The organism is Curtobacterium sp. L6-1 (genome assembly GCF_018885305.1).
GTDB classification, from domain to species: Bacteria; Actinomycetota; Actinomycetes; order Actinomycetales; family Microbacteriaceae; genus Curtobacterium; species Curtobacterium aetherium.
Genome location: NZ_CP076544.1, coordinates 361,374 through 377,939, shown reverse-complemented (window position 1 = coordinate 377,939; position 16,566 = coordinate 361,374). Strand labels below are relative to the sequence as shown.

At 72.5% G+C, this 16,566-nt stretch carries 17 protein-coding genes; 7 read left to right on the top strand and 10 right to left on the bottom strand.

Annotated elements, in window-relative coordinates:
• The first annotated feature begins 30 nt into the window (after positions 1-30).
• On the top strand, positions 31-1,548 hold the full coding sequence (locus KM842_RS01720; protein WP_253206202.1) for an APC family permease: 1,518 nt from the start codon (positions 31-33) through the stop codon (positions 1,546-1,548).
• Positions 1,545-2,492 carry an acetamidase/formamidase family protein gene (locus tag KM842_RS01715; protein ID WP_216260356.1) on the top strand — a complete coding sequence of 316 codons (948 nt, stop codon included), beginning with the start codon at positions 1,545-1,547 and terminating at the stop codon, positions 2,490-2,492. Before KM842_RS01720 ends, KM842_RS01715 begins: the two co-directional genes overlap by 4 nt.
• 85 nt (positions 2,493-2,577) lie before the next feature.
• On the opposite strand, the gene KM842_RS01710 is transcribed toward KM842_RS01715, so the two are convergent.
• A complete protein-coding gene (locus tag KM842_RS01710; RefSeq protein WP_216260353.1) occupies positions 2,578-3,300 on the bottom strand; it encodes a VIT1/CCC1 transporter family protein in 723 nt (240 codons plus the stop codon).
• A gap of 237 nt (positions 3,301-3,537) precedes the next feature.
• Here KM842_RS01710 and KM842_RS01705 point away from each other — a divergent pair, with 237 nt between their 5' ends.
• On the top strand, positions 3,538-4,326 hold the full coding sequence (locus KM842_RS01705) for an SGNH/GDSL hydrolase family protein (RefSeq protein WP_216260352.1): 789 nt from the start codon (positions 3,538-3,540) through the stop codon (positions 4,324-4,326).
• A 73-nt stretch (positions 4,327-4,399) separates the two neighbouring features.
• Here KM842_RS01705 and KM842_RS01700 read toward each other — a convergent pair whose 3' ends face one another.
• Together KM842_RS01700 and KM842_RS01695 are read right to left on the bottom strand one after the other, a co-directional pair.
• Entirely contained in the window at positions 4,400-4,891 is a 492-nt protein-coding gene (locus KM842_RS01700) for a GNAT family N-acetyltransferase (RefSeq protein ID WP_216260350.1), read from the bottom strand.
• Between the two features lie 101 nt (positions 4,892-4,992).
• Positions 4,993-6,393: an LLM class flavin-dependent oxidoreductase gene (locus KM842_RS01695; RefSeq protein ID WP_301183812.1), complete on the bottom strand. Its 1,401-nt coding sequence runs from the start codon at positions 6,391-6,393 to the stop codon at positions 4,993-4,995.
• A gap of 185 nt (positions 6,394-6,578) precedes the next feature.
• Between KM842_RS01695 and KM842_RS01690 the strand changes: the two genes are divergently transcribed.
• The 3 genes from KM842_RS01690 to KM842_RS01680 all read left to right on the top strand — a co-directional run bounded on the left by KM842_RS01690 (position 6,579) and on the right by KM842_RS01680 (position 8,697).
• The gene (locus tag KM842_RS01690) at positions 6,579-7,157 is read left to right on the top strand and encodes a hypothetical protein (protein WP_216260341.1); all 579 of its coding nucleotides are present in this window, start codon (positions 6,579-6,581) and stop codon (positions 7,155-7,157) included.
• 86 nt (positions 7,158-7,243) lie between these two features.
• Complete coding sequence (locus tag KM842_RS01685; RefSeq protein WP_216260339.1) at positions 7,244-7,975, top strand: SDR family NAD(P)-dependent oxidoreductase; 732 nt, start codon at positions 7,244-7,246, stop codon at positions 7,973-7,975.
• Positions 7,976-8,076: 101 nt separating this feature from the next.
• The gene (locus KM842_RS01680; RefSeq protein WP_216260337.1) at positions 8,077-8,697 is read left to right on the top strand and encodes a uridine kinase family protein; all 621 of its coding nucleotides are present in this window, start codon (positions 8,077-8,079) and stop codon (positions 8,695-8,697) included.
• 138 nt (positions 8,698-8,835) lie between these two features.
• Here KM842_RS01680 and KM842_RS01675 read toward each other — a convergent pair whose 3' ends face one another.
• Positions 8,836-9,204, bottom strand: a complete 369-nt coding sequence (locus tag KM842_RS01675) for a VOC family protein (RefSeq protein WP_216260335.1) — start codon at positions 9,202-9,204, stop codon at positions 8,836-8,838.
• A 61-nt stretch (positions 9,205-9,265) separates the two neighbouring features.
• Here KM842_RS01675 and KM842_RS01670 point away from each other — a divergent pair, with 61 nt between their 5' ends.
• A complete protein-coding gene (locus tag KM842_RS01670) occupies positions 9,266-9,715 on the top strand; it encodes a MarR family winged helix-turn-helix transcriptional regulator (protein ID WP_216260334.1) in 450 nt (149 codons plus the stop codon).
• Positions 9,716-9,828: 113 nt separating this feature from the next.
• On the opposite strand, the gene KM842_RS01665 is transcribed toward KM842_RS01670, so the two are convergent.
• From KM842_RS01665 to KM842_RS01640, 6 genes are all read right to left on the bottom strand, one after another.
• The gene (locus tag KM842_RS01665) at positions 9,829-10,521 is read right to left on the bottom strand and encodes an alpha/beta fold hydrolase (protein ID WP_216260332.1); all 693 of its coding nucleotides are present in this window, start codon (positions 10,519-10,521) and stop codon (positions 9,829-9,831) included.
• Between the two features lie 30 nt (positions 10,522-10,551).
• Positions 10,552-11,001, bottom strand: a complete 450-nt coding sequence (gene sufU, locus KM842_RS01660) for a Fe-S cluster assembly sulfur transfer protein SufU (protein ID WP_216260329.1) — start codon at positions 10,999-11,001, stop codon at positions 10,552-10,554.
• Positions 10,998-12,323 carry a SufS family cysteine desulfurase gene (locus KM842_RS01655; protein ID WP_437124537.1) on the bottom strand — a complete coding sequence of 442 codons (1,326 nt, stop codon included), beginning with the start codon at positions 12,321-12,323 and terminating at the stop codon, positions 10,998-11,000. The genes sufU and KM842_RS01655 overlap by 4 nt, the downstream gene beginning before the upstream one ends.
• A 110-nt stretch (positions 12,324-12,433) precedes the next feature.
• Complete coding sequence (locus KM842_RS01650; protein WP_216260328.1) at positions 12,434-12,646, bottom strand: antitoxin; 213 nt, start codon at positions 12,644-12,646, stop codon at positions 12,434-12,436.
• Positions 12,647-12,757: 111 nt separating this feature from the next.
• Positions 12,758-14,041 carry a chloride channel protein gene (locus KM842_RS01645; RefSeq protein ID WP_216260326.1) on the bottom strand — a complete coding sequence of 428 codons (1,284 nt, stop codon included), beginning with the start codon at positions 14,039-14,041 and terminating at the stop codon, positions 12,758-12,760.
• Positions 14,042-14,189: 148 nt separating this feature from the next.
• On the bottom strand, positions 14,190-16,454 hold the full coding sequence (locus tag KM842_RS01640; protein WP_216260325.1) for an alpha-galactosidase: 2,265 nt from the start codon (positions 16,452-16,454) through the stop codon (positions 14,190-14,192).
• Positions 16,455-16,566 lie beyond the last annotated feature (112 nt).

The following is a 16,566-nucleotide window of genomic DNA, read 5'->3' as shown; positions in this document are numbered from 1 at the left end:
CCGTCCCTCCTTCCGACGAACGGAACCGACATGTCGCAGCAGCACAGCGAACTCTCCCCCCAACAGCAACTCGAGGCCTACGGCTACCGGCAGGAGCTCAAGCGCTCCGTCTCCACCACCGACCTGCTCGTCTACGGGCTCGTCTTCATGGTGCCGATCGCCCCGTGGGCCATCTTCGGCACCGTCTACAACGCGTCCTCCGGCATGGTGCCGTTGGTCTACGTCGTCGGCCTCGTCGCGATGATCTTCACCGCCCTCGCGTACGCGCAGATGGCGAAGTCCATCCCGCTCGCCGGCAGTGTGTTCTCGTACGTCGGCCGCGGCATCCACCCCACCGCCGGGTTCTTCGCCGGCTGGGCGATCCTGCTCGACTACCTGCTCGTCCCGACGCTGCTCTACGTGTTCGCGGCGGAGAGCATGGTCGGTATCTTCCCGGGCACCCCGCGCTGGCTGTGGGCACTCGTCTTCGTGGCGATCAACACCGTCATCAACCTGGCAGGCGTGTCGTCCCTCAAGCTGGCGAACCGGATCTTCCTGCTCATCGAGCTCGTCTTCGTGGTCGTCTTCGTCATCATCGCGGTCGTCGCGTTGACGGGCGGGACGGTGCCGGGCGCCTCGTTCAGCACCGACCAGGTGTTCGACCCCGCGAAGGTGTCGGCGCCGTTGATCGCTTCGGCGCTGTCCATCGCGGTGCTCAGCTTCCTCGGCTTCGACGGCATCTCGACCCTGTCCGAGGAGTCCACCGGACGCCGCGGCGGTGCGGGACTGGCGATGATCCTGGCGCTCGTCATCGTCGCGTTCCTGTTCGTCGTGCAGACCTGGCTCGCCAGTGCACTGGCCGCCGGCCGGGACTCGTTCTCGGACAGCGAGGCAGGCAACGCGTTCTTCACGATCGTCGAGCAGGCCTCGTCCAGCGGGTGGGCGACGGCGTTCTTCGCCGTCAACGTCCTGGCCGTCGGCATCGCGAACGCGATGGCTGCGCAGGCCGCCACGAGCCGCCTGCTCTTCTCGATGAGCCGCGACCGGCAGCTGCCTGCCTTCCTGCACAAGCTGAACGGTCGGAAGGTCCCGCAGAACGCGATCCTGGTCGTCTCGGTGCTGTCTGCGATCCTCGTGCTGTTCTTCGTCGGGCAGATCGACACGATCTCGTCGCTGGTCAACTTCGGTGCGCTGTTCGGCTTCATGCTGCTGCACGTGTCCGTGGTCGTGCACCACGTCGTGAAGGGCAGGTCCCGCAACTGGGTGCTGCACCTGGTCGTGCCGCTGATCGGGTTCCTCATCATCGGGTACGTGCTGCTCAACGCCGCGGTCGAGGCGAAGGTCGGCGGCATCATCTGGCTCGTCGTCGGCGCCGCCGTGTTCCTGTACTACCGGGCCACAGGCCGTTCCACCAAGGTCGGCTCCGAGGAACCGGGCACACTGGGCGAAGGCGACCCGACCGGGGCCACCACCCCGGCCGCCACCGCCGCGACCGGTGCCACCACCCCGGCCGCCGGCACCGCCAGCGGACCCGCCGCCCCACGCACGACGGACGAGGACCCCCGATGACCGCCGACCACCACCTGCCGAACACGCTCGGCCGCCCCGGGTACACCGCCGACCGCGAGCCGGTCCTGACCATCGCCCCGGGCACCGGCGAGACGATCGGCTTCGAGACGACCGACGCCGTCTACGCCGAACTCGACGTGCACCACGACATGGCGCAGCTGCAGGCCCCGATCAACCCGGTCACCGGCCCGGTGTACGTCGAGGGCGCCGAACCGGGCGACACGCTCGCGGTCACCATCCACGACATCGAGCTCACCACGCACGGCTGGTCGGTGTCGCTCCCCGGTTCGGGAGCACTGCAGCACGTGATGGGCGACCGCGTCTTCACCCGACGCTGCTCGATCGAGGACGGCGTGGTGTACGTCACGGACCGGCACGCCTTCCCGGTCCGCCCGATGATCGGCTGCATCGGCACGGCCCCCGCCGAGGGCGAGAACTCCACGATCATGCCCGCGCACGCCGAGGGCGGGAACATGGACGTCACCGAGGCCCGCCCCGGCTCGACGGTGTACCTGCCGGTCCGGGTGCCGGGAGCCCTGCTGTCGATCGGGGACATCCACGCGCTCATGGCCGAGGGCGAGTCGTCCTTCGTCGCGATCGAGGCGCAGGGCACCGCCGTCGTCTCCGTCGACCTGGTCAAGGGTGGCCCGGAGCTGCGTGCCCCGCGCATCGAGACCGCGGACGAGTGGCTGTTCGTCGGCCTGGGCGACCCGGTGCAGGAGAGCATCCGCCGCGGGTACGAGGACGCCTTCGCGTTCCTGGTGGACGAGCACGGCTGGACGGCGGACGACGCCTACGCGGTGCTCAGCGCCGTCGGCGACTCGAAGCTCGGCGGGCCGACAGGGTCCGGCACGCCGGATCCGCTGCACCCCTTCGACGCGGTCGGTGCGGTGACCCTGCACCGGGTGCCGAAGGCGGTGTTGGAGCCGACGCCGGCGGCCTGACCGCTTGTGGACGGACGGGAGGCCCGGATCACGTGACCGACGTCGGTCACGTGGTCCGGGCCTCCCGTCCGTCGTCGCGGTCGCGTCAGAACGCGTGCGTCCCGAGCAACGCCCCGGCCGCGTAGGTGGCGGCGAGCGCGAGCGCCCCGCCGGCGACCACGCGCACCGTGGCCCGGCCGCGGCGTGCGCCGCCGAGGGTGGCGCCCGTCGTCCCGGTGACGGCGAGGGCGACGAGGACGGCGACGACCGTCACGAGGATCTTGCTCGACGCCGGGGCGAGCAGCATGGCGAGGAACGGCAGCGCGGCCCCGACGATGAAGGTCGCGGCGGACACCCAGGCCGCACGCCACGGGCTGACGACCTCGTCCTCGGCGTCACGGAGGGCTGCGGCGGCACGGCGGTCGCGCACCTCGGGACGGACGAGCTCCGCCGCGACGGAGCGGGCGACGTCGTCCGAGACGCCGAGGCCGCGGTAGTGGGCGGCGATGGTGGCGGCGTCCTCGGACTCGGCCTCGAGCTGGGCCTGGTGCGCGGCCTGCCCGGTGCGCTGGGCGTCCCGGGCACCGCTCACCGAGACGTACTCGCCGAGGGCCATCGAGACCGCGCCGCCGACGAGGGCGGCGGTGCCCGCGGCGAGGACCGGTCCGGTCGAGGCGCCAGCACCCGCGACGCCGACCAGGACGGCGGCGACGGACACGATGCCGTCGTTCGCGCCGAGCAGGCCGGCGCGGAGCCAGTTGAGTCGTGCGGCGCTCGTGGCGTCGTCGTGCTCGGAGACGGGGAGCGCGAGGTCGGCAGCGGTGGACATGGGGAGAGCAAAGCACGTGCGAGCCATCCCCACCAGCAAGGGAAGGCTGCCCTGACCGGGACTTTCCGGGTGAGGGCAGCCTTCCCTCACCGCCGCGCCAGCCGCCGTCGCCGCCTTCGTTACCGCCGTCGCCGCCGCGGTCGTCACCGCCGTCGCCAGCGCGGTCGCGGTCGCGGTCGCGGTCGTCGACCGAGGAGCACGATGGGGTCAGCTCGTTCGTCGTCCCCGAGGAGGACCATGTCCGCCGTCCCCGCCCGCACCGATCCCGTCCGCTACGTCGCGATCGGCGACAGCTTCTCGGAGGGCGTCGGCGACGACGGGGACGTCCCCTTCCCGGGGTGGGCCGGGCGGCTGGCGTCCGGCCTCGCGGACCACCTGTCCGGCCCGGTGTCCTACGCCAACCTCGCGATCCGCGGGCGCCTGCTCGCCGGGGTGCTGGAGGGGCAGCTCGACGCCGCCCTCGCGCTCGACCCCGCGCCGACCCTGATCACCTTCTGCGGTGGCGGCAACGACATGCTCCGCCCCGGCTACGACGTCGACGTGCTGCTCGCCCGACTCGCACGGGCCGCGGACGCCGTCGCGGCGCAGGGCGTCCGGCTCGCGCTGCTCAGCCCCGCCGACCCGAGCGCCCGCCTGCCGCTCGGCCGACTCATCAACGCCCGGGGTGACGCGTGGGCGGAGGCCCTGACCGGGTTCGCCCGCGACCGGGGTCTGCCGTTCGTGGACGTCTCGCGCGACCGGCACCTGCGTCGCGCCGAGTTCTGGTCCGATGACCGGCTGCACATGAACCCGCTCGGGCACCAGCGCGTGGCCGACCTCGCCCTGCACGAGATCGCGAGCGGACCGGAGGCTGCGGTGCCGTCGGTCCCGGACGCCGCGCCGACGTCGGTGTCCGCGGAGCTGCGCTACTACCGCGACCACGTCGTCCCGTGGGTCCGCCGCCGGGTGACGGGCCGGTCGTCGGGCGACGGTCGGGTCGCGTCGCACGGCGACTGGACGCTGGTCGCACCGGCCGGACGGCGCTGACCGGGAACAGCTGACCGGTCGGTGCCGGCGGGACCGGCTGTCCGGGAGCAGCGGCCGGGGCGGTCCCCTTGCGTCAGACCAGGTAGGTCCGCGTGGGACGGCCGTTCAGCGCGTGCGGGAAGGGCTCCCCCACCGGACGGAAGCCGGCGCTGCGGTAGAGCCGGAGTGCGGGGGCGTTGTCCTCGAGCGCGTGCAAGGAGCAGTGCGCGTACCCGGCGGCCCGAGCAGCGTCCACCGCCGCGACCAGGAGCGCTCGACCGAGACCGCTCCCCTGCGCCGACGGATCCACGGCCAGCAGGCTGAGGTAGGCGGCACCGGCCGGTCCGTCGCCACCGGTCCCGGGTGCCGTGACCAGCGCGAAGCCGCGGACGCCGTCGTCCGACGAGGGTGCGACCACGAGCGCAACCCGGTCGGCCGCGAACTTCGTCGCTGCCCGGGCACGCACCGCGGGGTCCTCGGCGCGGCCGTCCCGCACGGCGACCGCGGCGACCCAGAGGTCGATGCAGGCAGAGTCGGTGTCGGCCCCGGGTTCCGCGACCCGTACGGCTGCCGTCGACTCGATCATCGGCCCACCCTACGACCGTGCTGCTGCGTGCGCCGTCGGCCCGCGGCCTCGGTGCGTCGGGCGGTCACGAGGCCGCCCGGCAGCAGCACGGTCGTGGTCGCTCACGCGGTCGCGGACACCCCGACACGGAACGACGCCCCGCGGTGCTCCTCCGGCAGCCGGTCGCCCCGGCCGAGCAGCTTGTGGCGGAGGGATCCCTCGCGGTAGCCGTCCGGGTACGCGTTCCGTGCGCGGAGCTCGGGCACGACGAACTCGATGACGTCCTCCCACGTGCCCGGGGTCACCGCGTAGGCGAGGTTGAACCCGTCGACGTCGGTCTGCTCCTGGATGTCGATCAGCCGCTGCGCGATCGTCGCCCCGCTGCCGACCTCGACCGGCCCGAGTCCGCCGATGGCCGTCTGCCGTGCGATGTCCCGCACCGTCCAGGTCGTGCCGTCCTCGCCGGTCGCCGCGGACAGGTTGGCGGCGGCGGACTGGATCGCGTTCGACTCGATGTTGCCGAGCGGCTCGTCCAGGTCGTACTGCGACAGGTCGACGCCCATCCACCCGGAGTTGAGCACGAGCGCACCCGCCTCGGACGCGTAGGACAGGTAGTCGCGGTACTTCGCCTGCGCGGCCTCGTCGGTCTCGTCGGTGATGACGGTGAGCAGCGTGTAGACGCGGGCGGCGTACCGGTCGCGACCAGCAGCCTCCAGGGCGTCCCGGATCTTCGCGACGGTCGCGGCCAACTGCGGCAGGGTCGGGGCGCCGACGAAGACGGCCTCGGCGTTCTCGGCCGCGAAGCGGATGCCCCGCGGCGACGCGCCGGCCTGGTAGACGACCGGCGTCCGCTGGACCGACGGCTCGGACAGGTGGATGCCGGGCACGTCGAAGTGCGTGCCGTGGTGCTCGATCGGGTGCACCTTGGCGGGGTCGGTGAAGACGCCGGTCTCGCGGTCCTCGACGACGGCGTCGTCCTCCCACGAGCCCTCCCACAGCTTGTAGAGGACCTCGAGGTACTCGTCGGCGACGTCGTAGCGGTCGTCGTGGCCGAGCTGGTCGGTCTGCCCCATGTTCCGGGCGGCACTCGGCAGGTAGCCGGTGACGACGTTCCAGCCGACGCGGCCCTTCGTCAGGTGGTCGAGCGTCGACATGCGTCGGGCGAACGGGTACGGGTGCTCGTAGGCGGTGCCGGCGGTGATGCCGAACCCGAGGTGCTCGGTGACCGCGGCCATCGCGGACACGAGCAGGATCGGGTCGTTCACCGGCACCTGCGACCCGGTGCGCAGGGCTGCCTCGTCGGTGCCGCCGTAGACGTCGTACGTGCCGAGGACGTCCGCGATGAAGATGCCGTCGAAGGAGCCGCCCTCCAGGATCTTCGCCAGGCCGGTCCAGTACGACAGGTCGTTGTAGTGCCGGGAACGGTCGCGCGGGTGCCGCCACAGCCCGGAGGACTGGTGGGCGACGCAGTTCATGTCGAACGCGTTGAAGCGGATCTGCCGGGGTTCGCGGTTCGTGGTCACGTCGCGACCGTACGTCGGGGCCCGCGGGTCCGTCACGGACGATGACGCCGCGTGACACGACCGGCGCCCGGCCGTCCCGCAGCGGGCGGTGGCCACCGCGAAGGAGGCGACCCGGGTGATGCCCTGGATCCGCGGACGAGACGTCGTGCTCGTCGATCGTTCGCCGTGCGCGCCAGACTGAACGCGTGCGTTTCGACACCGTTCTGGCTGCAACTGACGTCCCGACCCTCCAGGCCGAGGTCGCCGCGCTCCGACGCCCGGCCAGACGACTTGCTCGCGGCCTGACAGCGCTGCGGGGCGGCTCGGCGCAACCGCGTCAGTTCCAGGTCGTCGTCGACGAGCGTGACCAGAGCTGGACGTTCGATCGGCAGGGCGATCACCACCGCGACCAGTACGCGGAAGGCGTCCTGCATTCGGTCGACGGGCCGGTGGAGGTCGGCTTCGCCCGAAGCGGCGCGGTGGCTCCTCCCGTTCGGCTGCTCACCCCGGAGCTCCTCCTGCTGTGGGGCTCGCCCGGGAGCTTCGCACCGATCCTGGTCCAACGGATCCACGGGCACTGGCTGCTCGTGACGTTCGAGCACGAGCGCGATCCGGCTGACCGCGTGACAGTGGTCGTCGACGAGCGGGACGGTGTTGCGCACCGCTCGTACGACACGACCGAGATCACCGTGCTCACGGAGGTTCGGGTGATGGACGACGATGAACCGGTGCCACCGCGCCCCCGGTTCTCACGGCTGCGGGAGTGGCCAGTGCTCGAGTACTGACCGCTGCGTCGGTGCCTCGGCCGAGGATCGGCTACCCGGGCACGGGCGATGTCAGCCATGCTGCTTCCGTAGGTGAGGATGGCGGCATGCAGAACCCTTCACCTGTCACAGCAGTCACGGGCGGGTCCCGCGGCATCGGAGCAGCCGTCGTGAGACGACTCGCAGCCGAAGGGCATCACGTGGTCATCGGGTACCGCGACGATGTCGACGCCGCAGCCCAGGTGGCAGCTGAAGTCCAGGCCCTCGGGCGCGGAGCGGTGATCGCCGCCGTCGATGTCACAGACCCCCGTTCGCTCGACGCGTTCTTCGGCGAAGCGCAGAACCTGGGGCCGCTGACCGGCGTCGTCGCTGCGGCAGGTGCCGTCCGAGGCGTCGGCCGTCTCTTCGATCTCGACCCGAGCGATGTCAAGCAGGACCTCGAGGTCAACCTCCTGGGTGCCGTCCTGACCAGCCGTGCCGCAGTGCACCACCTGGCCCGAGGAGCGGGGTCTCTCGTTCTGATCGGTTCGGCAGCGGCGACCCTCGGCAGCCCTGGGAGCTACGTGCACTACGCCGCGGCCAAAGCCGGGGTTGCGGCTCTGAGCCTGGGGCTTTCGAAAGAAGTGGCTTCCGAGGGCATACGAGTCAACTGTGTTGAGCCGGGGACCGTTTGGACGGACTTCCACCAAGACCCTGACCGGCCGGCAAAGGTTGCGTCGTCCGTACCCCTTGGACGAGCGGCGATGCCGGACGAGATCGCAGGAGCCGTGGCGTGGCTGCTCTCACCAGACGCGGCCTACACCACGGGGGCGACTCTGAGGGTTGCCGGGGGCCTGTAGCTGCCGTTTCTTGCAGCAGGAGTACAGCCCAGCTCTTGTCCCAGGAGACCTCCGCTCACCGAGACGGTGCAGGGAGTGAGGGCTCCTTGTAACCTCGGCAGATGAACCAGAGCGACGTCCTCGAGCACATCGTGGAGCGAGAGCGGGTTCTCGAACGTCCGGTGGTCGTCGGCGTCTCTGGCTACTGTGGGTCCGGCAAGTCGACGCTCGCCCGCAGCCTGGTCGCAGCACTTCCCGATGCCGTGCGGATGCGTGGAGACGACTTCCTGGACCCCGAACGTTCACACCGACGTTCCTCGGACTGGGACGGGGTGGGGCGTGAGCGCCTGGTCGCGACGGTGCTGGAACCGTTCCGAGACGAACGCACCAGCCGCTTCCAGCGGTACGACTGGGCCCGGCGAGCCCTCGGCCCCGAGGAGCCACTACCGCAGGCGAGAACCCTCGTCGTCGACCTCATCGGCCTGTTCCACCCCGAGGCGCTGCCCACACTCGACGTGACCGTCTGGTGCGACGTCGACCTTGACACTGCTGCCCGCCGCGGTGTTGCCCGAGACCGGAGACTCGGCCGCAGCCACGACGCTCTCTGGCACGACATCTGGCTCCCGAACGAACGAGACTTCGAGCAGCGCTTCACCCCCCGCCACACCGCCGACCTGCTCTCCGCACCGTCTTCACGGCCGATCGTGCAGCGGAACGGGTCGAGTGCCTCATCGTGCTGCTGACCAGGAGCACTCCAGACGGAACGAGAACGCGACGGGTGAGCAACTGCGCGACCTGCGGTCGCTGCTCTCCGCGCCGTGGCGGATCGGTCCGGACCGTCCTCCGGCGCGCTCTCCTCACACTGCACCGACCACCCGTCGTCAGGCCCGGTCGTGCAGCGTCACGTGGTAGCCGTCCGGGTCGGCGAACGTGAAGGTCCGGCCGAAGGGACCGTCGATCGGGTCGGCGACGATGCGGTGTCCGTCGGCCACGAGGGCGTCGTGGATTGCCTGGACGTCCGTCGCGTGCAGCCAGAGTGCGACGCCGATCCCGGGCTGCTCGACCGCGGCCAGGTCGGTGCCCGGGACGATGTCGCGCAGGGCGAAGGCGATCGGCGCCGTGGTGAAGACGACGGCGTGCGGCGGCCCGGCCGGAGAGCGGACGAGGCCGAGGTACTGCTCGTAGAACGCCTGCGCGGCGCCGAGGTCGCGGACCTGCAGGGAGATGAAGTCGGGGCCGGTGACGGGCATGGGTGCTCCTCCAGTTCGTGTCAGTCTTCTGACATGCAGGAGCGTATGTCAGACTACTGACATGAGTCAAGAGCAGACCGGCGTCGACCTCCCGACCTCGATCGGGTACCTGCTCAAGGAGACCGCCAGCGCGCTCCGGGCGGCGATGGAGTCCGTGCTGCGCCCGCTCGGCATGACGGTCACGCACTACGCCTGCCTCGAACTGCTCGCACAGCGGCCCGGGTCGTCGAACTCCGAGCTCGCCCGCGGCACCTTCGTCACCCGGCAGTCGATGAACGTGCTCCTGCAGACCCTCGAACGCGACGGCGTCGTCGCCAGGCCGTCCGAGGCCCGCACCGGCCGGGTGATGCCGACCGAGCTCACCGACCGTGGCCGCCGCGACCTGGCCGCCGCGACGGCTGCCGTCCGCTCCGTCGAGGACCGGATGCTCGGCGAGCTCGACGAGGACGACCGCGCGACGGCGCGACGGCTGCTGCGCAGCATGGTGCACGCACTCCGGCAGGGGGACTGACCCGGGAAGGACTCTCGGCGCACCGGACGCCGGACGGGAGGCACGGCACCAGCCGGCACCGCGCCTCCCGTCCGGCGGTCGGCGTCCCCGGCCGACCCCCGCTGCCGAAGGCGTCAGCGCACGAGGAAGTCCGTGACGACGTCGACGACCTCGGGGTGGTCCTGCGGCCGGTGCCCGTGGCCGACGAGCGTCACGTGTCGGGCACCGCGGATGCGCGCGGCGATCACCTCGTACTCGTCGTTCCACCCGCCGGTGACGACCAGCGTGGGGACGTCCAGCTCCGACGGCGTGTCCAGCGTCCACGGGCCGGGCAGCATGCGCTGTCGCCGGGCAGCGAGGAGCCCGTCGGCGCCGAGCGGCGGCGTGAGCCGGTCACCGCTCATCGCCGCCGCGAAGTCGGCGGCGAACTCCTCGGCCGTGCGGTCCGACGCTCGGTCGAGCACCGGCTGCACCCGGCGGATGTGCTCCTCGACGGCCTCGTGACCACGCGCCAGTGCGTACGCGGCCGGTTCCAGCAGCACGAGCGCTGCCACCAGGTCTGGTCGACGGACCGCCGCGCGCATCGCGACCGCCCCGCCGAACGAGTGCGCGACGACCGTGCTGCCGCTCCGACAGGCGGTGAGCAGCCGCTCCTCCCAGCGGTCCTGGTCGAACCGGACGGCCAGCTCGGAGTCGTAGCCCGGCATCCACGCGACCCGGGCGTCCGGCAGGTCGAGGAGGTCGCCCCAAGCCCGGCGGGGCGAGCGGTTCGAGGCGTGCAGGAACACGGTCCCTCCGCCGCGGCTGCCGGGCCGCTCGTCGCTCATGCGCTGCAGGCTAGCGGAGCACCGAGCGGGTCAGCGCGTGGCGACCGCCTGCTGCGCAGCCGTCTCGGCCGCGACCCACGCGAGCATCCCGCACTTGACGCGCATGACGAACTTCGAGACGCCCTGGAACGCGACGAGGTCCTCGAGCACGTCCTCGTCCGGCTCGCCGACCCCGCGGGAGCGCATCATCGTGCGGAACTCCTCCGTCAGGGCCAGGAGCTCCGGCACGGTGCGCCCGACCGCCATGTCGGTCAGGACCGAGGCCGACGCCATCGAGATCGAGCACCCGTCACCCTGCCAGGCGATCGCGGCGATCCGGTCGGTACCGGGCTCGAGCCGGAGCCGGACGGTGATCTCGTCGCCGCAGGTCGGGTTCCGCTCGAAGTGCTCGGCGTCGGCGTCGGGCAGCGGCCCGTCGCCCCGCCGTGCCTTGGCGTGGTCGAGGATCACCTGCTGGTAGAGCCCGTCGAGCCCGTTCACGAGGCGTCCTCCGCCCCGAAGTAGGCGCGGATCTCGCCGACGGCGGTGACGAACCGGTCGACGTCGTCCTCGGTCGTGTAGACGTACGTGCTCGCCCGGCTCGTCGCGGTGAGGCCCAGGCGGCGGTGCAGCGGTTGCGCGCAGTGGTGGCCGGAGCGGACCGCGATGCCCTGCGCGTCGAGGTACTGCGACACGTCGTGCGCGTGCACACCGTCGACGACGAACGAGGCGAGGCCGCTGCGCGGGACCCCGACCGCCGGACCGACGACGTGGACGCCGGGGACCGTGGCGAGGCCGGTCAGCATCCGCTGCGCGAGGTGCTCCTCGTGCGCCTGGACCCGGTCCATGCCGATGCGCTCGAGGTAGCGGACGGCCTCGGCGAGGGCGACCGCCTGGGACACGGACTGCGTGCCGGCCTCGAACCGCTCGGGAGCCGGCATGAAGTCGGTGTGCTCCATCGTCACGGTGGTGATCATCGAGCCGCCGGTGCGGAACGGCGGCAGCGCGTCGAGTAGCGCACCCCGTCCCCAGAGGACACCGATGCCGTTCGGTCCGAGCATCTTGTGCCCGGAGAACGCGGCGAAGTCGACGTCGAGCGCGCGGACATCGAGCGGCCGGTGCGGTGCGGACTGGCAGGCGTCGAGCACGACCAGGGCGCCGACGGCGTGGGCGGCGGCGACGACCTCGGCGACCGGGGCGATCATCCCGGTGACGTTGGACACGTGCGCGAACGCGACGACGCGGGTGCGCTCGGTGATGCGGGCGACGGCGCCCTCGGCGGTCCAGCAGCCGGCGTCGTCGACGGGCACCCAGCGCAGGGTGGCGCCCGTCGCGGCGGCGAGCTCCTGCCACGGCACGAGGTCCGCGTGGTGCTCGGCCTCGGTGATGAGGACCTCGTCCCCGGCGCCGATCCGGAAGCGGTCCGCCTCGGGCCCGCCCCGGCCCGCGCTCGCGGCGCGGATGCCGAACGCGACGAGGTTGAGGGCGTCGGTGGCGTTGGCCGTCCAGACGACCTCGGACGGGCTCCCCGCGCCGATGAAGCGGGCGACGGTGGCGCGCGCGTCCTCGTATGCGTCGGTGCTCAGCGCGGCGAGGGTGTGGGCCCCGCGGTGCACGGCGGCGTTGTCGTGCTCGAGGAACCGGCGTTCCGCGTCGAGGACCTGCACGGGCCGTTCGGCGGTGGCGCCGGAGTCGAGGTACGCGAGCGGCTGCCCGTTCACCTCCTGCTGGAGGATCGGGAAGTCCGCACGGATGCGTGCGACCTCGTCCTCGGTGAGCGGTTCGACGGAGTCGTCCGTCGGCGCTGGTGCCACGATCGTCACGGTGCTGGCCCTCCTGCCGTCTCCGGGAGACAACCCGTCAATGGTGGTCGTTCTTCCCGGTGGCGTCCAGTCGGGCCGGCACCGGACGGTCCGGCTCCGACTCGTCGGGCCTACTCGTTGCCGACGCGCTTGTCGGCCTCGTCGCGGGCCTTGTCGATCTTGTCGTCGTACTTGCCGCCGGTGGCCTTCTTGACGGCGTCGGCGACCCCGTCGAACACCTTGTCGCTGATGCCCTCGGCCTTCTCGCTCTGCAGTGCGTCCTGGACCTTGTTGTCCTGCAGGAACGCCTGGGCCTTCTTCGTGATGTCGTCGAACCCTGCCATGACCGTTTCCTCGAGTCGCCGCGGAACCTGGTGCTCCGCGTCCTGGCGCCGATGCTAACCACCGCGCCGGCGATCGGACCGCCCTGTGACCGGATGCCCAGCCGAGCGCCGTCAGACCATCTGTGCGCTGCGCCGACGCGCGAGCACGTACCCGACGGCGACCGCACCGCTCACCGCGAGCAGGGACGGGATGAGGATGTCGGTCCCCTCCTGCGTGAACTCGAGCACGAGCACGAGCGCGGTGAAGGGCGCGCGCATGGTCGTGGCGAGGAAGGCCGCCGCCCCGACGAACGGGAACGCCGCCACGCTCCCGCCGTCGGTCGGCCAGAGGAGCAGCCAGGCGGCGCCGAGGAACCCGCCGAGGGCCGATCCGATCGCGATCGACGGCGTGAGGGTGCCCCCGACCGCCCCGGCGCCGATCGTCGCGGCGGTGGTGACCGTCTTGAGCAGCCCCAGCACCAGCAGGGCGAGCAGCGGCGCCATGCCGAACAGCGTCGGTCCGTCGAGGTCGGCGTTCATGGCCGCGAGCCCGAGGGCACGGCCGTTGCCCATCACCTCGGGGAACGGGACCGCGACGAGGCCGACGAGCGCGAACACGACGGGCAGCACGACGAGGAGCTTCCACCCGGTCGGCGCGATGCCCTGCAGGCGGTTCGTCGTCTTCACGAAGCCGACCCCGGCGAACCCGAGCAGCGGACCGACCACGACCGCCCAGACGAGCAGGGACGGCGAGAGGTGCATCGCCGGCACGTGATACAGCACCTCGTCCGGGATCACGAGCCGCGCGACGAACGCCGCGATCGCACTCGTCACGAACGCCGGCAGTGCGGTCGCGAGGGTCAACTCGCCGAGCAGCACCTCGACGGCGAAGAGTGCGCCGCCGAGCGGGACGTCGTACACCGCCGCGAGGCCGGCAGCCGCACCGCAGGCGACCAGGACCCGGGTCTCGCGGGCGGTGAGACCCGCCCGGACGGTCAGCAGCTGGGCGGCCCAGGCGCCGATCTCGCGCGGAGCGACCTCCTTCCCGATCGAGGCGCCGAGCCCCACCGCCAGGATCTGCACGCCCGCGTTGCCGAGGCTCACGAGCGAGGGCATCCGCTTACCCGCGACGGCCGCGGTCACCCCGACGACCGGTCGGCCCCAGCGGCGGATCGCCCACCAGGCGACGGCGGTGAGCACACCGGCCGCGAGGACCGCCAGGAACCGGTTCAGCCCCGACGGCGCGTCGGCTGCTTCACGGTGCCCGCCGAACGGGTACCCGAAGGCGACGAACTGGATGAGCTGGAGTGCGAGCCACACCGCGATGCCGGCGACACCGCCGGCGACGCCGACGAGCCCGGTGACAACGGCGAGCTTGATCGCCCAGACCGGGCTGGCGGGTCCGTTGTGTGGCATGTCGGCCAGCGTAGCGGCGCGCGTCGGCGTGCTGCGTCCGCCCGGCCGGGAGGCACGACCCGCCACCCGCGGACCGGTGGCGGTCCGAGGGTGGCGATCCGGGCCTCCCGTCCGAGCGGCCCTGCCGCGCCTCCGGCGGGGCGGGTCGTCAGACGGCGACGACGCGGAACGGCACCACGGTCTCGGGGAACGTCATCGGTGCCTGGACGCCGACGACCTCGAGGGCGCGACCGGAGAACACCCGGTCGCCGGACCACCACGGTGCGGGCTCCAGACCGGGCACGTCCCCGGCCACGAGCGGGTCCACGCGGTAGCGGGTGTCCGGGTCGAGTCCGCGCAGGGTGGTGCGCCCGCGGGGGCTGACCTCGGAGCGGCCGATGACGGCGAGGAAGAACAGGGCCTCGCGGCGGTCCGGGGCGACCGAGCCGTAGACGAGCTGGGTCGGGTCGGCCTGGTCGACGCGCACCAGGTCGCCGTGGTGCAGCAGGTCGCGGTGCGCCTTGTAGTGCGCGATCCACTCGGTGAGTTCGCGCTCCTCGGCCTCGGTCGCGGTCGCGAGGTCCCACTCGATGCCGAGGTGCCCGAACAGCGCCGTGCCCGCCCGGAACGCGAGCGTGTGCCAGCGTCCGGTCGTGTGGTTCGTGCCGCTCGCGATGTGCGAACCGAGCATCTCCGGCGGCAGGAGCTGCATGGTCCAGCGGTTCATCTGCTGCCGCTCGAGCGGGTCGATGCAGTCCGAGGTCCAGACGCGGTCGGTGTGCTCGACGACGCCGAGGTCGACGCGACTGCCGCCCGACGAGCACGACTCGATCTCGAGCGCCGGGAACCGCTCCTTGAGCGCCGCCATCAGGCGGTAGGCGGCGAGGGTCTGCTCGTGCACGGCGGCACCCGCGCCCCGGGTGCCGGCCTCGACCAGGTCCCGGTTGTGGTCCCACTTGACGTAGTCGACGCCCACCTCGCCGATCACCGCGGTCAGGCGCGCGAGGACGTGTTCGTACGCCGCCGGGATCGCCAGGTCGAGCACCTGCTGGTTCCGCGCCCGGACCGGCAGACGACCGTCCGCCTGCATGATCCACTCGGGGTGCTCCCGTGCCAGGTCGCTGTCCTCGTTGACCATCTCGGGCTCGAACCACAGGCCGAACTCCATGCCGAGCGCACGGACGTGGTCGACCAGCGGGGCCAGGCCGTCGGGCCAGACGTCCTCGTCGACGAACCAGTCCCCCAGGCCGGCACGGTCGTCGCGGCGTCCGCGGAACCAGCCGTCGTCGAGGACGAACCGCTCGACCCCGATCCGGGCGGCGCGGTCGGCCAGGTCGGTCAGGCGCTCCAGGTCGTGGTCGAAGTAGACCGCCTCCCAGACGTTGATCGTCATCGGGCGCGGACGGACCGGGTGCTGCGGACGCTGCCGGAGCCAGTCGTGGAAGCGCCGGGCCTGCGCGTCGAGACCGTCCCCGTGGGCGCCGTAGACCCACGGCCCGGTGTGGGTGTCGCCCTCGGCGAGCCGCACCTCGCCGGGCAGCAGGAGCTCGCCACCGCCGATGACCTGGTGGCCGTCGGCGAGGCGCTCCGCGTGGTGGCGGTGGTTGCCGCTCCAGCCGACGTGCACGCCCCACACCTCGCCGCTCGCGAAGCCGAAGCCCGGCGTGCCGACGCTGAGGACCGTCGCGGCGTCGGGGCCCGTGCGACCACGGCGTCCCTCGCGCTGGTGGGTCCCGACGACGAGTTCGTGGCGCTGCGGGGTGCGCTCCTTGCCCCAGCGGCCGGCGAAGTCGAGGACCTCGCGGGCGCGTCCGGGGACGGGCAGCGCGACGGTGAGGTCGTCGACCGTGTACGTGCCCGGGGCCCGGTTCGTGACGGCGGCGCGGAGGCGCACCAGGCCGGAGACGAGCATCTCGACCTCGATGCGGAGGGCGAGGCCGGCGACCCGGTCCTCGGCCAGGGCGACGAGGCGCTGGGCGGCACCGGAGGCGGCGGTGCCGGAGGTCGCGGCGCCGGAGGTCGCGGCGCCGGAGGTCGCGGCGCCGGAGGTCGCGGTGCCGCTGGCGGAGCCGCTGGTGTCGGGGCCGCTGGCGGCCTGCTCGCTCGTGGCGCTGGGGATGTCCGTCACGGTGAGGTCGGTGACCGTGAACGCGGGTGACCAGTCGTGGCCGTCCCGGTGCCCGGTCAGCCCCGGGCGTCCCGTCCACCCGGTGTGCGGCTCGGGCAGCACGCTGAGGCGCACGGCGACGTCGGGTGTGCTCGGCTGCAGCGGTAGCACGTCGGCGGCGGCGAGTGCCCGGAGCTCCGCGTCGGACTGCTCGCCAAGGGCGGCGCCCCAGTGCACGACGGCGGGCAGCCGCCCGTCGGAGCAGTCGAGGACCAGGGAGACTCCCCCGGCGGTCAGGTGGACGGGGGCGGTGGGGAGCTGCGTCATCGGGTCTCCTCGGGGCGGACGGACGGTGTCGAGCCTCCCGGTCCGGACCGGGGCACCGCAAGCCGACGCGCGCGGGGCCGGCCGCGCGCTGCCGGTCACGGGCGCAGGGCAG